This window comes from Desulfosarcina variabilis str. Montpellier, from assembly GCF_048565275.1.
GTDB classification, from domain to species: Bacteria; Desulfobacterota; Desulfobacteria; order Desulfobacterales; family Desulfosarcinaceae; genus Desulfosarcina; species Desulfosarcina variabilis.
This window is the reverse complement of the sequence record NZ_CP159846.1, coordinates 2947798-2963865: the sequence shown is the minus strand read 5'-3', so window position 1 is coordinate 2963865 and position 16068 is coordinate 2947798. Positions and strand designations below refer to the sequence as shown.

At 36.5% G+C, this 16068-nt stretch carries 13 protein-coding genes; 6 read left to right on the top strand and 7 right to left on the bottom strand.

Going from position 1 to position 16068, the window contains the following annotated elements:
- The first annotated feature begins 3 nt into the window (after nt 1–3).
- From Dvar_RS13250 to Dvar_RS13240, 3 genes are all read left to right on the top strand, one after another.
- Nucleotides 4–1146, top strand: a complete 1143-nt coding sequence (locus tag Dvar_RS13250; RefSeq protein ID WP_419662178.1) for a glycosyltransferase — start codon at nt 4–6, stop codon at nt 1144–1146.
- Nucleotides 1147–1344: 198 nt separating this feature from the next.
- Entirely contained in the window at nt 1345–2421 is a 1077-nt protein-coding gene (locus tag Dvar_RS13245; protein ID WP_419662177.1) for a glycosyltransferase family 4 protein, read from the top strand.
- Nucleotides 2422–2846: 425 nt separating this feature from the next.
- Nucleotides 2847–3908, top strand: coding sequence for a sulfotransferase family protein (locus Dvar_RS13240; protein ID WP_419662176.1), 1062 nt, complete (start codon nt 2847–2849; stop codon nt 3906–3908).
- Nucleotides 3909–4019: 111 nt separating this feature from the next.
- Here the strand turns inward: Dvar_RS13240 and tnpA are convergent, their stop codons facing one another.
- The 4 genes from tnpA to Dvar_RS13220 form a co-directional block, all read right to left on the bottom strand.
- Nucleotides 4020–4451, bottom strand: a complete 432-nt coding sequence (gene tnpA / locus Dvar_RS13235; protein ID WP_419662175.1) for an IS200/IS605 family transposase — start codon at nt 4449–4451, stop codon at nt 4020–4022.
- A 240-nt stretch (nt 4452–4691) separates the two neighbouring features.
- The gene (locus Dvar_RS13230) at nt 4692–6356 is read right to left on the bottom strand and encodes an IS1634 family transposase (protein ID WP_419656579.1); all 1665 of its coding nucleotides are present in this window, start codon (nt 6354–6356) and stop codon (nt 4692–4694) included.
- A gap of 719 nt (nt 6357–7075) precedes the next feature.
- Nucleotides 7076–7573: an IS1595 family transposase gene (locus tag Dvar_RS13225; RefSeq protein ID WP_419662174.1), complete on the bottom strand. Its 498-nt coding sequence runs from the start codon at nt 7571–7573 to the stop codon at nt 7076–7078.
- 38 nt (nt 7574–7611) lie between these two features.
- Nucleotides 7612–7944, bottom strand: coding sequence for a transposase (locus tag Dvar_RS13220; RefSeq protein WP_419662173.1), 333 nt, complete (start codon nt 7942–7944; stop codon nt 7612–7614).
- An 83-nt stretch (nt 7945–8027) separates the two neighbouring features.
- Between Dvar_RS13220 and Dvar_RS13215 the strand changes: the two genes are divergently transcribed.
- A complete protein-coding gene (locus tag Dvar_RS13215; protein ID WP_419662172.1) occupies nt 8028–9125 on the top strand; it encodes a glycosyltransferase family 4 protein in 1098 nt (365 codons plus the stop codon).
- Between the two features lie 393 nt (nt 9126–9518).
- Here the strand turns inward: Dvar_RS13215 and Dvar_RS13210 are convergent, their stop codons facing one another.
- Together Dvar_RS13210 and tnpC are read right to left on the bottom strand one after the other, a co-directional pair.
- Nucleotides 9519–10385: a DUF4338 domain-containing protein gene (locus Dvar_RS13210; protein WP_419662171.1), complete on the bottom strand. Its 867-nt coding sequence runs from the start codon at nt 10383–10385 to the stop codon at nt 9519–9521.
- A gap of 9 nt (nt 10386–10394) precedes the next feature.
- The gene (tnpC, locus tag Dvar_RS13205; RefSeq protein WP_419662170.1) at nt 10395–12101 is read right to left on the bottom strand and encodes an IS66 family transposase; all 1707 of its coding nucleotides are present in this window, start codon (nt 12099–12101) and stop codon (nt 10395–10397) included.
- Between the two features lie 190 nt (nt 12102–12291).
- Here tnpC and Dvar_RS13200 point away from each other — a divergent pair, with 190 nt between their 5' ends.
- On the top strand, nt 12292–13095 hold the full coding sequence (locus Dvar_RS13200) for a sulfotransferase family protein (protein ID WP_419662169.1): 804 nt from the start codon (nt 12292–12294) through the stop codon (nt 13093–13095).
- A gap of 144 nt (nt 13096–13239) precedes the next feature.
- A complete protein-coding gene (locus tag Dvar_RS13195; protein WP_419662168.1) occupies nt 13240–14193 on the top strand; it encodes a hypothetical protein in 954 nt (317 codons plus the stop codon).
- Between the two features lie 242 nt (nt 14194–14435).
- Here Dvar_RS13195 and Dvar_RS13190 read toward each other — a convergent pair whose 3' ends face one another.
- Nucleotides 14436–16046, bottom strand: coding sequence for a right-handed parallel beta-helix repeat-containing protein (locus tag Dvar_RS13190; RefSeq protein ID WP_419662167.1), 1611 nt, complete (start codon nt 16044–16046; stop codon nt 14436–14438).
- Nucleotides 16047–16068: the final 22 nt, after the last annotated feature.

Below are 16068 nucleotides of genomic sequence, written 5' to 3'. Positions count from 1 at the left end.
ACGATGAAAAAAATTTATTGGATTGATATAAACAGATTTGATAAAAAGATTGATAAAAGCACATGGCTTGAAGTAAGCGAGTATCTTATTAATCATGGATATGACGTCGTCCTTTTAACTGGATATATGCATGAGAAATATGTACCTTTTGGGTATCATGTTGACATTAAATATTTTAAAGCATTTAATCTACCGTTTTTTTTTAAGATTTCATTAAGTTTAACTATATTCTTTTGGCTTTTCAAAAATATAAAGAATAATGATATAATAATAATATCTCCTCTTTCCTTATTTTATTGTGCAATTACTAATTTTTTTAAAAAATTAAATATCCACTTAGATATTAGAACTATTCCAGTTGAAATACACTCCGTGTTCGATCATATAGATTACTTTCTCCACTGGTATCTACAATTAAAATTTTTTAAGACCATTCCAAATAGCTATTCATTCATTACTTATTTACTTCAAAAACATATAGAAAAAGAATTTAACACCTCTTTTAAGAATACTGTTATTTGGAATTCTGGTGTTGATTTTGGTCGGTTTAAACCAGTTAAAGATTTTTTACCTTTGAACAATAAAAAATATTTAGTAACCTATATCGGAGTGGTTACTAGGAATCGAGGTTTGGATACTGTCATCAAGTCTTTAAAAAATCTAAATGGAGAATTTACAAATAAAATAAGATTTCAAATTATTGGATCCGGAAATTATTTAGAGAATTTAAAGGAATTGACAACATCTCTTAATCTTGAGGATATTGTTTTATTTAAAGGATATCTACCTTATGAAAAAATACCTGAAGCTCTAATGGATTCTGATTGTTTCATATCGCCATTACCAAATCGACCTGAATGGGAAGTGTCAAGCCCCATTAAAATTTTTGAATATATTGCATGTGGGCGGCCTATTATTTTAACGCCAATTGCAGCTCATAAAGTTATACAAAATACAAATTGTTCTATCATCTGGACTAATGGATTCAATTCAGAAGACTTTAAATTGGCGTTCGAATATACTTATAAAAATCGCATAAAAATGAGGAAGTCCGCAAAATCCTTGTCATCTAATTATCAAAGGATTTTTAGCTGGAATTACCAAGCGAATAAACTATATACCTTTTTAAAAAGATTTTATGGATAATATCCATCTAAAATACATTGATAGTGTAATGATTTTTTTACGGTTTTTTCGTTTCAATGATAATCGGTTTAATCCAGGTATCTGTTCTTCATTGATAAATTTTCATATTGTTTCTTTCTTGTTGTAAATGATATCTTAAATAATGCCTATATCACTTATTTTTATAATTGTTATCTTATGAATTTATCTAAGTTTAAATTGGAAAATAATAAAATTAACGTTCTTATTTTATGCCCAACTCTGAATTCTAAAGGTGGCGTGTCATACTACTATTTCTTGGTAAATAAGCATTTCTCATCTAGTACCATTAAAACTCATTTTTTTTATATTGGAAATGAAAAGCGCAATCCAACATTTTATTCTCGATTGTTTAAAAGTTTATCTGATTTAATAAAATTAACATTAATTTTTTCAAGGTTTGATCTAATAGTTTTCAATCCTTCATTGGATCCAAAATCGTTAATTCGAGATGGCATTTTTCATCTAATCGCAAAAAGTATTTTCCATAAAAAAACTATCGTTTTTTTTCATGGTTGGACTCTAAAATTCGAACAATTAATTAATAATAAATTTTCTAAACTGTTTCAATCGATTTATAAAGGCTCTAAAATTATTGTTCTTTCAAGCCAATTTAAAAACACTTTAGTAAACTGGAATATTGATCCAAAATCAATTACTGTTGGTAAGACTCTTTTCGAACTACCTCTAAATTTTAAGTTAAACAATAATCCTTTAAATCTAGTTTTTTTATCTAGATTTGATTTTAATAAAGGCTGTTTTACTGCAATTAAAACAATTGAATTATTGATTGCTGAATACCCTCAAATTAAATTATATATGGTTGGAGATGGTGTTTTACTACCAAAGCTCAAAAGTTATGTTGAAAAAAATAATCTCCAAAAATTTATTATATTTACCGGATGGCTTGATGGGAAGAGCAAATATGAAATATTAGCTAAATCTGGAATTATGTTGTATCCTACTAAATATGGAGAAGGTATGCCTATTAGTCTTTTGGAGGGTATGGGCTTTGGTCTTGCTATTATCTCTCGCCCGATAGCTGGAATTCTTGATGTTATAATGGATCATAAAAATGGGTTCCTTATTTCCACCAGTAATCCTGTTGATTTTGCATCAAAAGTTAAAAAACTAATTGTTAATCCTAAATTGTTGAAAAATATCTCAAATACCAACCTAAATGTAGCATATACTAAATTTAACATTAAAGCCGAAATAAAGAACATAGAAAATACTTATTATTACGCTTCACTATAAAATTTTATCAGTTTTACTCAGTACGATTATGTTCAGTATTGTATTAACACTTTTTAATTCTTGTTCTTTACAATTTGAAATTATTTGATATCCGAGAACACAAACTAATAAATCATTTTGGATTTTTATACTCAGTTGGCGGATTATTTTGATGGAAACTTACTCTTTAGATCACGCGATGGCAATAATGTCTGTCTCCTAGAAAGAGTTTCATTTCAGTTTTAATGTGTGCTTAGAAACGGTGGATACGCTTACACCATCTTGAACGCTTGACAGAAGTAATACAGGGAGTCAAGCTTGTGAATTGGATAGGAGAAAACGGATCTCTGCCTAATTATTCAATACACAACTATTGACCATAATTCCTTTATTTGCAATTTACTAGGCTTCTATAATTATTTTACATTTTAATCTATAAATCCATTATGACAAATCGTTATTCCGGTTTCCAAATATCCAAAAGAGCAGATTTTAAAGGACCTTTATTTTTGATTGGTATGCCGAGGAGCGGTACAAAATTACTACGAAGTTTGCTTATTAAACATCCTTCTATTAATATTTCTAGGGTTGAAACTAACTTTTTACATCTGTTGTACTCCCAGTGGAAAGATTATGGTGATTTATCTGACATCAGAAATTTTAAACACTTTTTTGATCAAATACAAAAATACTCTTATTTTTATTACATGAAACAAGAGAATAAACTCATATCTTATCAAAATTGGTATAATCTTTGTTGCGATTTCTCTTTAAAACAAATTTATGAGGCATTGCTTAGACATGATACGAACACCCACTTTTCCTCAAATAAAATTTGGGGTGATAAATCACCAAGTCATATTAATCACTTACCAATACTCAATACGATTTTTCCCGAAGCTCGTTTTATTCATATAATAAGAGATGTTAGAGACTATTGTCTTTCTATAAACAATGCTTGGGGTAAAAACATGTTTCGCGCAGCACAAAGATGGAGGAATTCTGTTATTAAAGTTAAGTCTGAAAAGCATCTATTTGATGATAGATTTTACGAAATTAAATATGAGGATCTTATTTCTGAAACTTCTCTTGTATTAAAAGGAATATGTGCATTTTTAGACATTGAATATATTGATGCTATGTGTCGTATAGATCAACCAGTTGAAAATTTAGGAGATGCTATCAATCTTAATACAATTAAAAAAGATAATAAAAATAAATATAAGATTTATATGAGCGCTAACCGTCAATATAAAATTGAATCTCTTACTGCCGATGCCTTGTCTTCATATGGCTACGATGTCAATTATAATAATAGTATTAAAGAATACTCTCAGACAAAAATGTTATTTTTCAAAATTTTCGATGCTTTAAATCTTTTTATATTTTATCTTAAAGAAAAAGGATTAATTGAAACAATTCGATGGAATTTGAACTTTATCAAAATTTTTAGTAGAAAATTATACTCCAATTTTTTTAAAAATTTTTTTCCATATAAGCATCAATAAAATAAAAGATCCACCCTTAGAAAGGGTGGTATTGGGTTAACCCCTATAGGGGGGGTGAGTTTGCCTTGCCCCCAAAGGGGACAAGGAACGTTGAGTTGCCCCCTTTGAATTTCAGACCAGGCTTCGTTGTTCCATTCGCCGTTCTTGGTTTTCTTGGTACTTGACGTACTTACGGATCATCTCGGAATCCAAACCGACGGTATCGACACAGTACCCTTCGGTCCAGAAATGACTACCCCAATAGGGGCGCTTTTTCAGTTCTTTGAATTTGTTGAATACTCGGATCGCTGACCGGCCTTTTACCATGCCGCAGTAATTCGATACCGACACTTTGGGCGGAATCATCACCAACAAATGGACATGGTCTGGTTGAATATTCATTTCCACAATCTTGATGTTCTTTTGCTGGGAAAACGCCCTTATGCAGTTCCCTACTTCGTGGCCAACATGCCCAGTCAAAATTCGATGACGGTACTTGGGAACCAGCACAATATGGTACTGGCAGTGCCAAATCGTGTGTGATAGTTTTCTGAAGCGGCTCATTGTTATCTCCTTTGGCTGATGTTGTGGAGACAACTCAGCTCCGAGGTAGCAGTGAGCTGTTCAAATGGCAAAGCTTTTGAACTCTGACCATGCCCAAAGGGCATGGATTTCTGCTTCGCATCAAATTTTTTATACATTATAATTGAAATAAAATCTGAGATAAATAATATTATATTTGATTATTTTAAATCGTACATTCCGCACCCCAACGAACACCTCTGAGGTTAATTTATTTGTTGTTCAAGGAACGGTAAACGCGTCAGCAGTGACACCCAGTGCCTTCAAATACTCCAACTGAAATGGCTTTAAAGGTTTCGCCAACTGCCGTTGTTTACCGATGGTGATGACCATGACGGAAGTAAACTTGGTTGTCATCATAAAGGAGGTTGGTTTCCGGGTTTTCCGGCGCACCCAACCAGGCAAATTGCAGTCGTTGGATTCGACATACTTGCGCATGGAACGCTCCATCAAACGCCAAATTAAAAGAGATATCAACAACACCAGACCCAATACTTCGATCCGACGAGCCTTCTTCAAAAAGATGCTGTTTACGATGGCGGGATCTTTCAAAAAACTGAAGTTTTTCTCAATACCGATCTGGCTTTTATACAATAGAAGCAGTTCTTCAGCGGGCCAATCCTCCTGTTGATCCAAAAGATTGGTTAACAGGACAAAACAACCGGCTTCTTCTCTGAGCGGATCGACCTTATCCGGAGATTCGAGAACTCTTGCCGTAAAGCGATATTCATAGCGCGATACCTTTCTGGGTTTTCCGAGAGCAGGCCTTCCGCGGCCATATTTTGGCACTTCTTGAACATCAACCTGGATGTCGTGGTATCTATTGTTGGATTGCCGGATCAGTTTGTCTGCCGCAGCCTGAGCATCTGCCCGGCAATAATACACTGTACCAGCGACCTTCTTACAGTCGGCTTCTATCTGTTTGCGGTCCTGCTTAAGCATACGGTCAATGCGTTTGTGACGACGTTTGTCATGCGCACTCGAATGCACGACAATGGCTCGATAGGTTTTCCCATAAAGATCTACGGTACCGTCATAGGCCCGGTAGTAAGCAACGGGTCGCTTGGGGTGGTCACGTTCCTCAGCGATTTGGCCGATATCCACCCATTCATCGGCGGACACGGCTTCGTGAATGATTCGGCTACATTCCTTGTATGTTGCGGGCAGGCGTGACAGAAACCAGGTCCGAGGTGATTCTGTTTCCTGCAAATTGTTCTCGGTAACAAAGGCAGAATCGGCCACGTAAACATAGGCTCCCGGCTGAAGCTTATGCTTGGCCATGTATTTCGAAATGTTGGTCAATAGTTCGTTGTTCAAGGTTTTGTCTGAGGCGTTGCCGTCGGTAGTGGTGCCCAAAATGGGGATATTACGGTCGACACACAGCATCGACACCAGAAACTGTTTAAGATCAGGACGTTTATCCTTGCTGTAACCGTAGGTGATGTCAAATGGTGGACCGGCCTGATCGAAATCGCCATAAACGCTTACGGACGTCGTATCGAAATGGAGCCGACGCGGATCGACAGCAAAAACCATCAATGCATTCCGGGAAATTTGAGAAAAGATTTTCTGGGTGCCGGTCTCGAAAATCTGATCCATGGATCGCCCGAGATTGTAATCGCAGAACCGTTCCGGTTCGATGTCACAGCCCAGGAGCAATTCCGTGTCTTTTTCTTCGAAGAATTCGGTCAACCGGTAAAGCGGTGTACGTCCGGATAGCGTGTCGAGGACCATTGCGAATACCGCCATGCCTGGGCTCAATTCCATCTGTGAGTCGACCATCTTGTCGATAGTTTCAACCAAACCGATTTTCTGAGCATAGGCCTTGACGATGGGCAAATGCCTGGCATCGGTGATGGTCATATTTTCGGTATTGAATGGTGGCACCTGCCCCTCCTTTTTGAGTGAGATTGCAAAGGTACGGGCAGTGTAGCAGTAACTATTTGAAATGTCTAGATATTTTTATTTTGTATAAATACAGTACGTTAGAATCGATAGGCTGTTGTTTTCCCTGGATAAAAAATTGTTGAAAACATAGGCCTACTGGGTGCGGAATGTACGTTAAATATATATTTTCTCAAGCTTTAAAAATTTTTACACATTACTAATAATCAATAGTTCGGACAGTTTTTCGAAAAACAATGCAAAAATATTTATAAAAAAGAGAAATTATACGATTTACTTATATCTGATGCATATTCCGCTCGAACTAACCAGGTTCCCAACCTTTACTGTAGTAGGGAGTCTGCCCATTCTTGATATGATGGTTTTGCGATGCACCCATTAAATTTAGTGATCTCTCTGGGAAAAACCTTGTTTATGTTTGGTACATTATCGCATTCATAGCGAAACGGATCACCTATGAATGCAATGCAAAAGTTATCAATAATTAAAAGGAGTGGGTGGTCAAAATGGAGCATAATGGTTGTATAGTTTCAAGCGGAATGAATTGTTATTTAGCGGCGGAACACGCAATCTGTTGCTTTCTTTTGGATTCTTTATTAAATAAAAAACTTATAAAAAAATTAGCGAAATGTTTTAATATTTTTAAAAGAAAGTTATCCTGTAAACTATAAAAATGAAGGCTTATGTTGTGTTTCAGGGTCTTATTTGACCAGCAACTCAATTAAGGAATAGAGGTTATGAACAAACTCAAAGAATCCAAGATATACAGGTAGCTTCTCTTGTGAGATCCCACGGTGGGGGCGCAGCCAGCTTCTCAACAAGGACCAAAAGCCTTCCATCGTATTGACATGAAATTCACAAAAGCCATCGCCATCATCATCTCTGGCATATTCACCGGCAGCGTGATTCACGCTTTCGTGTTCGTAGCCGCATTCATCCAGACGGTTGTAAATGGCGTACTCATCGGTATAGATCAATGTTCCTGGTGCCACGGTGGCTTTTATCAGCGGTTTAATGGTTACTTGCCGGACATTGGCAAGCATTCGGATCACGACCTCTCCGGAACGCTGGATCATCCCGAATACCGGTGGTTTCTCTTTTTCCAATGTGCCTCGGCCTGGCGCACCTCTTAACCGGTTCCTGCGTCCTTCCCGTTCCTTTGCGGCGACTGCTTCGGGATTGCCTTTATGGCCAGCCACAATATAGACTTCATCACACTCAACTTCGTCCTGTAGCGTTACGGATCTTCTTTTTTTTCCACCCCTTCACGAAACTGGGTCGTCATCTGTTGGACATCGCTGCGGTTCAGGTCCATAAAATAAAGGCACAATATCCAGGTCTTAAGCGGTTGATGATGTGCAGCGAAAATAGTGCCGGTCAGATCATCGAAGCGTTTCCCACAATCTTTGCACTCATGACGCTGTCTGGCAGGCTCTTTATCGTCGAATCCCCTTTTGATAATGTGCTTAGAATCACAGAACGGACACTGTGTTCCTTCCGCCAAACGCAATTGGCGCACCATAGCGTAACAATAGGCATTATCTATCAAATTTTGTATATTTACATGCATTTAAGATTAATATTATGAATGTGAGAGATTAATGAGAATTCTCACTTACCATAATGCGACCCTGAAATCCAACATGAGCCAAAATGAAAATAGTTATAGCTACTAAAAGCTTTTATTATCAACGAATAGGAGGTGCTGAATATCAGTGCTACTTAATTTCGAAATTCCTGATTGAAAATGGTCACGAAGTACACTATTTGTATCTATCGAATAGGTCATTAACAAATTACTCTTCGCCCATCATTATTCACAAAATTAAAAAGCTGAAACATATTGGTCGTACAGGTCTCGAAACTCCTTTATATTTTCTAAAATTGATCCGTGTCTTAAATGAAATTGATCCAGATGTCATTTACTTAAGAGGTCGTTCTGCTATTTCTATCATTTGTTGTATATTTGCAAAAATAAAAAAAATCAGAACAATATTCCATATCGCACATGACAATGACTTATTAAAACCTCGCATAATCTTTTCTTTTAAAAATATATTAAAATACCCAGAACACAAATTATTTGCACATCTACTTTATCATTTTCACCGAATCATTTCTCAAACTACTTTTCAATCAAAAAAGCTATACCATTATTTTGGAATCAGTAGCTTTATTATTCCAAATGGTCATCCAGCTCCAAAAGTCAAAAAATTCAAAAAATGTAATAACAATATCAAAGTCTTTTGGGTAGCAAATTTAAAACCGATGAAACGGCCCGATATTTTTATTAGATTGGCCCAAATTTTAGGTTATAATAAAAATTTAAAATTTATGATGATAGGTAGATCAAACAATAATAATAGTCGAATTATTAATGATATTAATAATACCCCTAATTTGTATTTCTTAGGAGAAGTTCAAAATGAAATAGTAAATAAACATCTTGAAGAAGCCCATATTCTGGTAAACACAAGTATTGCTGAAGGTTTCTCAAATACTTTTATTCAAGCATGGATGCGTAAAGTCCCTGTAGTTAGTCTTAATGTTGACCCTGATGGTATTATTAAAAAATACAATCTTGGTTTTCATTCGACAAGTTTTAATCAACTAGTTATTGATGTTATGACCCTAGCCAATAATCAATTTCTAAGAGAAGAAATGGGAACGCGAGCCCAAATTTTTGCATTTCAAAATTACTCATTAAATAACATTTATAGAGTTGTAAATTTAATTGAAAACTCTCATTGAATGCAACAAAAGTTTAACTTAAATAGACTATAAAAAATGTATTTTGTTATCATATTATTAGCCCAAAAGGTTGTTGCTTTATATAATCATTCATATTCAAATGATCATTTAATGATAATTATAAATTTTCTTTTATAATCAAAATGACTAATTTAATAATCCAATCAATTGATATATTTTTTTACTTACTTCGAAACATTTTATTTTTTTTGAAAATTTTTAATTGGTTAAATGTATTACAAATTTCAACCAAAATTTGTGATCTCTGCGTTTCAAATTTATTTTGATTTTATTATATTCAAAGTACTTATTGTTTTCTTTATATTAGTAAAAGGATACATTTTATACTGCCACACTAAATGTAAGCTTTCAGTGAACCCATTGGAACAAGGTTCAGCAATCGGTTAAGATTCTGCGAAAATTTCGAGTCAAAGGGTATAGAAAGACGAGCTTTTTGGGAAGCAGTGGTTGGTGATCACCCAGTTTGCCGCGGCCAGTGGTTTGGCCAACATGGATCCAATTCGCAGCTTGATAGCAGGTTCCCTTGAAACGGTCCTTGTGAACAAAGGTTTCCAATAGGACCGGACGATAACCATATTGTTGCTGCCAGTCGTCAGGCAGGCGTTTCGCGGCAATTGATAAAATATGGGACGCCAGGTTATGAAACTTAACCCAAGGTAAGATCAGATACCTGGAGTTGTTGATGACCAACTGAAGATTACGTTTGCGTTGCTCGTTCGACCAACCAATGAAGCTATCCCGGTCGGCGACTTGCCAAGCCGATGCTCCGAAACCCAAAAGGGCGAGCAGTTGGTTGCCGGCATAAACCATGTATCGTTTTTGAGCGCCGGTCAATGGCTTGTATCCCAAGTAATGGTAACGATGGATGAGCTCGTTGTACAGGGCAGAGTCTTTGGTGCTCTCCACCGAGCAAAATGTCAGAGGCCCCAGTTTACCGGCTGCCTGGCAGATGGGTGTTTGTGGATCGGATGCCTGAGTAATTGTCGGCTGGTGGCGACCATTACCGTTTTTGCGCAAGGGGGCGGGCAAACGAATTAGCCCGTCTTCCTGCATACGGATCATGGCCACTCGACAATACATATCCTTGAGCCGACCGTCTGGCCTCAGCCACGGTAAGGATCGGCAAACCAGACGAGAGAGGTTGGCACGGTTGGCCTGCGGATAATTGTCAATGAGATGGCGGATGTGCAGGATCTCATTTTCGGAAAACAATCGACCGCAATAGCGATGAGTCTTCATGGGCACTCACTACGGAAAGCCATCGTTGATTTGCCAAGCCTGCCGCGTTTCTTCCGTCAGATTCCAGGGGAAAAAGGCGGATGGGTCCTGAGGTACATATCCTCGGTTTTTGGCGCAAGCCTGAAAGCAGGCCAGCAATAGCTTCTGAGGATCAATACGGTTGATACAACAGGTTTGCAGAATCGTAAAGAGCATGGCGCAAAGGCCGCTGCTCCATAACGAACCACAACCATAGTAATTCTTTCGTCCGGTGACCGGATTACGCAAGCGTCTTTCCGATTCGTTGTTGTCCATGGGGACATGGGGATGATCGACAAAAATGGTCAGCCCCGACCAATGGTTTTTCAAGCTGTTAAGTGCCGATGTCTGCCAGGGACGCAAAGTATCGTCCAATAGTTCTTTTTGCCAGGTCTGGGCCATTTTCTTGATCGCGGTATTCAACTGTTGTTGACGAAGATCGAACACCTCTGGATCCGCGATGGCTACGCAACGCTGGGCATTGATATGAAATAAGTCATCAATACGGGCGATCCAGGCAATGGCCCAATCCCGGGTGCTGCGATAACCGTCACGGATACGAATAAAATCGCGGCGCTGATGCGCCCAGCAAAATGCCAGGAGAATCAACTCAGATAAGGTCTTGTAGGCAGAATATCGGTCGACACTGAGAATGCCCTTTGCATAAGGCCCCAAGTGCGCTTTGGGGACTTTGGACGATCGGGTGGGATCGAGTAAATAGGCCACTGTGTCTTTGGTGACAACCACCCACAGCCACCAGCGGTAGCCAGTCTTGCCGGCGATTTCTTCGAAAACCATCCAACGGGTTTCATCCATTTGCCAGTGATCGGCGTGGCGACTGCGTTGGATGATCCCTTCATAAAGGGGCTCGACAAGATCCTTGATTTTCTTCAAGCCGCCGGTCAGGGTACCTTGTGAGATATCGAATCCCTGAAGGGCCAATACCTGACGTATGCGGTACAGCGGTCTTTGAAAAAAAAACTTTTCCAGTATCAGCCGAACCCAAAAGCCTTCGGTGAACATCCCCTTGGGAATTATTTTGGGAACCGGGGCAGCGGTGATGATACCCGGAACCGCTTGACACGTGCAGGTCGTTGTATAACACCGTCGGCGATGGACATGACGAACAATCTTTATTTCCCAATCAATTAGCTCGCTGTCTTCGGTAAAGGGTAACGCTTCGAATGGCAGGCCGCACCGGGGACAAAACTTATCGTCATCGTCGATATCGTGTAAGATTTCTTCAAAAGGCAGATTTTTGCGTATTCTGCGCCCATATCCCTTAGCGCCTTCTTGCTTGCCTCTCTTCTTGGGGTGATCGGACTCGGGTGCTTGTTCGTCTTTTTGTTCATCATCGGGAGGCTGATCAGTTTTCTGCTCGTCTTGCGGTTCTTCTTCGGTAGGCGCATCAGTTACTTGATTGTCTGAGTCCCCATCGATTCTTGATGCCTCAGATTTCCTACTGAATATCTGTTTTGCCATCCATACCATGTGAGACTTGAGTGCATCGATCGTTTGGTAGAGTTCATCACAAAGGATGGTCTTAGCGGATAGTTCAGTTTCGAGTTGGGCGATGCGCCGTTCGAGAACGTCGATCTGCTGCCGTGCTGTATTGCACTCCATCTGCCAATCGACGGAGGAGTCGATACATTCAACGATTTGGGGAGCCTCGATGCTGGCGATATCGACGATAGACATGGCCAGTTATATACAGGAAAAAATTTTCTGTGTTCCGCACTTTTTTGATAGTGGTGATTTTTTTAGTGATAGAGGGCCTATAAGGACGGGTTCACTGAATACTTACCACTAAATTATGGTTTTCCAATAAAATTGGCGCGTAATATAATTACATCACAAACTAAATATGAATTCAAAGAGTTAAGTTAATATGCTACCTAATTTCATTATAATAGGTGCTGCAAGATGTGCAACTTCATATCTTTCAAAAAATATCATGCAACACCCTGATGTTTTTCTACATCCTAAAAAAGAACTTCATTTTTTCGATAGGCATTATCACAAAGGAATAAATTACTATGAAGATTTTTTTAAGAATGTACAAAAAATAGCCATCGGAGAAGCAACCCCCGCTTACCTTTATTTTTCTCATATTCCTCCATTGATCAGAAAGCATATTCCTAACGTAAAACTTATTGCTTCTCTTAGAAATCCTACTGACAGAGCTTATTCACATTACTGGAATATAGTTGCTAGAAAACGAATGCACAATGAATATTTTAATTATACATTCGAAAATCAAATTCATAGCTACGACAGACTTATTAAAGAAGGTTTTTATTATGATATGCTTTATAGATATTTTGATATTTTTCCAAAAGAAAATATTATGATATTATTTTATGAAGAACTCATAAAAGAATCTCAAAAACATTATAAGAGAATATTTAAGTTCTTAGGAGTCGATTATAATTTTGTTCCATCAAATTCAATTTACAGAATAAATGCATCATCTACCAAAAATGCTCAATCAAAAATATTGTATATTTTATACCTTTTTTTTACTAAAAAGATTAAATCTTACAAATTTGCAAATGTTATTCAAAATTTTAATAAGTCGACTATTCCAGAAATGAACCAGAACACACGTGAAAGACTTAATATAATATTTTCGGATCAGATTGAGAAACTAGAGAAATTTTTAGATAAGGATTTAAGCTTTTGGAGAAGATAATAAAACACATAAAATTTTCCTCATTTATTTTCGATCCGAAATCAAAATCGTAAGAGGATAAACTATTAATTCTTTAGATATTTATTGATACACAATTTTATTATCCTCTTCTTTGATTATAAAATTTTTCAAAGTGATAGAATAGTGAAAAAAGTAATATTTATAGGTGGGGTTTCCTACAGTGGAACTACCTTATTCGATATGATATTGGCGAACGATGTCACTGGTTTTTCTTGCGGTGAATTATCTTCACTTTTTTATAAACGAAGAGAGCATCATCAACAATATGAATGTGGTTGCGGAAGTTCTGAATGCAAAATATGGAAAAACGTTATTACTAATGGTAAATCCAAGATTTATGATACATTGTTTAAAATTTTTCCAAATGTTAATTTTATAGTTGATTCAAGCAAAGATCCAATTTGGATCAACGAGCAAATGGATATTCTTCGCAAATCAGATATCCAATCAAAAAACATATTGATCTATAAAACGCCAATAGAATCAGCTTATTCCTTTCAAAAAAGAGGTCGTTTCAAAATTTTTGAACCCAGTTGGATTAATTACCATAGACTATATTTTACTTTGATAAAAGATTTTTTTACTATTAAGTATGCTGATTTAGTATCAAAAGAAGATCTTTTACCAAAAATCTGTGATTCTCTTGAGATACCTTATTTTGAATCAAAATTAAAATACTGGGAAAAAACACATCATACTCTTTTTGGAAATACATCCGCAAAAATTCATTTATTTAATAGGAATGAACAAGGGTTTCTAAAACACAAGAATGAATTAGAGAAAAGTGGGAGAGATGTAGCTTCTATTGAACAAGAATACAAACAAATTTACTACCAAAAAGTCAATGATGAAAATCTTTTAAAATGTATTAAGAATATTTATGAAAATAACACGAATTTTGGTTTAATTAATAAGTACTTAGGCAAAAAGCAAATAATATCAAAAAAAATTGATGGTAAAGATAATCGTATAATCTTAAACAATCTAAAGCTATCAAAATTACAACTCCAGTTTCGCAAAGTAAAAAGAGCCTACTATGTCAACAGATTCAAATTCTTTTCAATCTCCAAAAATTGATTTTCAATTTTATAAATCTATTTTATACTTTGAAAGCGCCAATATTTGTTTGGATTATATGAATTAACGTATTTCATCCATAGACAAATTAGACATAATCATTTTAATGGCTTTATTTTAGGCTTTCAATCTGGAAGACGACCGTGGTCATCCCCATCCATAGTAGGATTGAAGATGACCACTGTCTGAGTTTATAAGAAAAAAATTTGACTTATTTTATTAAATTAATAATAATTACACCATTACTTATTGAGAACAACGAATTTTAAATTACTTGGAGGGGCTAAAGCAAAAGAGTCAGGTGAACTTCCCCCGTCAACCTCATAAACTCCCAAATCAGGAGCTGAACCAGTATATACCATTCCAACACCTTGACCTGCGGTCCATGAAATACTGCGGTCTACAGTGATGGTGTTTGAGGCGTAGTTTATTTTAACAATCCTAAACGATTCAGTTTCATTTGCAAGTTGAATTTTATCTCCCTCAATGATTCCCCAACCATCTACAAAAAATCCTGCATCTTCAACTACAAAAGATGTTCCTGCTCCATTACTGCTTTTAACTTTGGTTAAAAAATCACCAGCATCAATCATTTTTGAAGTTTCTTTCAATCGGAAATCTCCGCTTACAGCATTCATGAAATCAGGCTGGATCTCAACATTCCCCGAAAAATTGTTAGTTAAATTATCATTATACCATTTTATTCCACGCAACCCGTAATCTTTTGTATAGATAATATTTTGCCCCGTAGTTGATCTTAGGATATTATTTTTACTAAAAAAATTATAATCTAATCCGTTTATTTTATAGCATACTTCCTGGGACCCTCCATTTTTATAGAAAATATTGTTTTTAAATTGTATAGAAGTGGTTATTGAGTTATCACTATTATGCCATACTTTGATCGCTTCACCACCATTATTATATATAACATTATTATAAATCTTATGATGGTGTGCCTCGGGCATATCAACTTTGGGAGAGATCTGGATGGCATATGAAACGTTGTCATATATAAGGTTATTTCGAACAATTTGGTATTCACCAAGTAGTTTTATTCCTGGTGGTATCGGATTATCGATTGCAGGTGATGCACCATGCAAACGGTTCCATTCAATCAAATTCCAAGATCCATCCCCCTGATATTTACGAATTGTTGCAATCCTTTCCCACGGATTAGAAAAATCATTATTTCTTATTACGTTTCTATAACCGTCTAATGTGATTATGTTGTGTCCGCCATATGAGGCTGTATTACCATCGATTAAGTTGTAATTACTATCTATTATTACAATCATATCTCCATTGTCTCTTGCATAGCTACCACAGTATTGCATAGTATTATTGGAGATCTTATTATGATGTGCATTCGATTTGATACTTATCCCTGCCCATCCTCTGCATTTTTTAAAATCACCATTTTTTACTATGTTATATGAACCGCCATCTAATAAGACCCATGTTGTAACTTTTGAATTGTCACCAATATTTTCACCGTCTACATTAATGCCATCAATTATGATGTAATTTTTATTGCTTAAATTGATACCATAAGTTACATTCTTTATTGTCACATTTTCTGAACCGTAGCTTGCGTAGGTAATATATTTTCCTGATGCCCCACTATTCAATGGATTGATCGTCTCCTGATATGAACCATTTCTGAGATATACTGTATCTCCTGCCACTAAGGATTTATTTGCTTTGCTGATCGTTTTCCAAGGCTTGGATAGGGTCCCAGCGTTAGTATCAAGTCCATCAGTGTTGTCGATGTAATAGGTACCAGCCCATGAAGTTGCTCCCATTACCATTAATGCTACCGCCACTATCATAGTCATCTGAATTGTTCTCATCAATTTTTCCTTCATCTTACCG

Bases quoted from the DNA above. Each gene is read 5' to 3' on its own strand.
- Dvar_RS13240 (WP_419662176.1), top strand. From the start codon at position 2,847: ATGACAAATCGTTATTCCGGTTTCCAAATATCCAAAAGAGCAGATTTT.
- tnpA (WP_419662175.1), bottom strand. From the start codon at position 4,451: ATGAGCCGCTTCAGAAAACTATCACACACGATTTGGCACTGCCAGTAC.
- tnpC (WP_419662170.1), bottom strand. From the start codon at position 12,101: ATGTCTATCGTCGATATCGCCAGCATCGAGGCTCCCCAAATCGTTGAA.
- Dvar_RS13190 (WP_419662167.1), bottom strand. From the start codon at position 16,046: ATGAGAACAATTCAGATGACTATGATAGTGGCGGTAGCATTAATGGTA.
- Dvar_RS13220 (WP_419662173.1), bottom strand. From the start codon at position 7,944: ATGCATGTAAATATACAAAATTTGATAGATAATGCCTATTGTTACGCT.
- Dvar_RS13250 (WP_419662178.1), top strand. From the start codon at position 4: ATGAAAAAAATTTATTGGATTGATATAAACAGATTTGATAAAAAGATT.
- Dvar_RS13200 (WP_419662169.1), top strand. From the start codon at position 12,292: ATGCTACCTAATTTCATTATAATAGGTGCTGCAAGATGTGCAACTTCA.
- Dvar_RS13215 (WP_419662172.1), top strand. From the start codon at position 8,028: ATGAAAATAGTTATAGCTACTAAAAGCTTTTATTATCAACGAATAGGA.
- Dvar_RS13210 (WP_419662171.1), bottom strand. From the start codon at position 10,385: ATGAAGACTCATCGCTATTGCGGTCGATTGTTTTCCGAAAATGAGATC.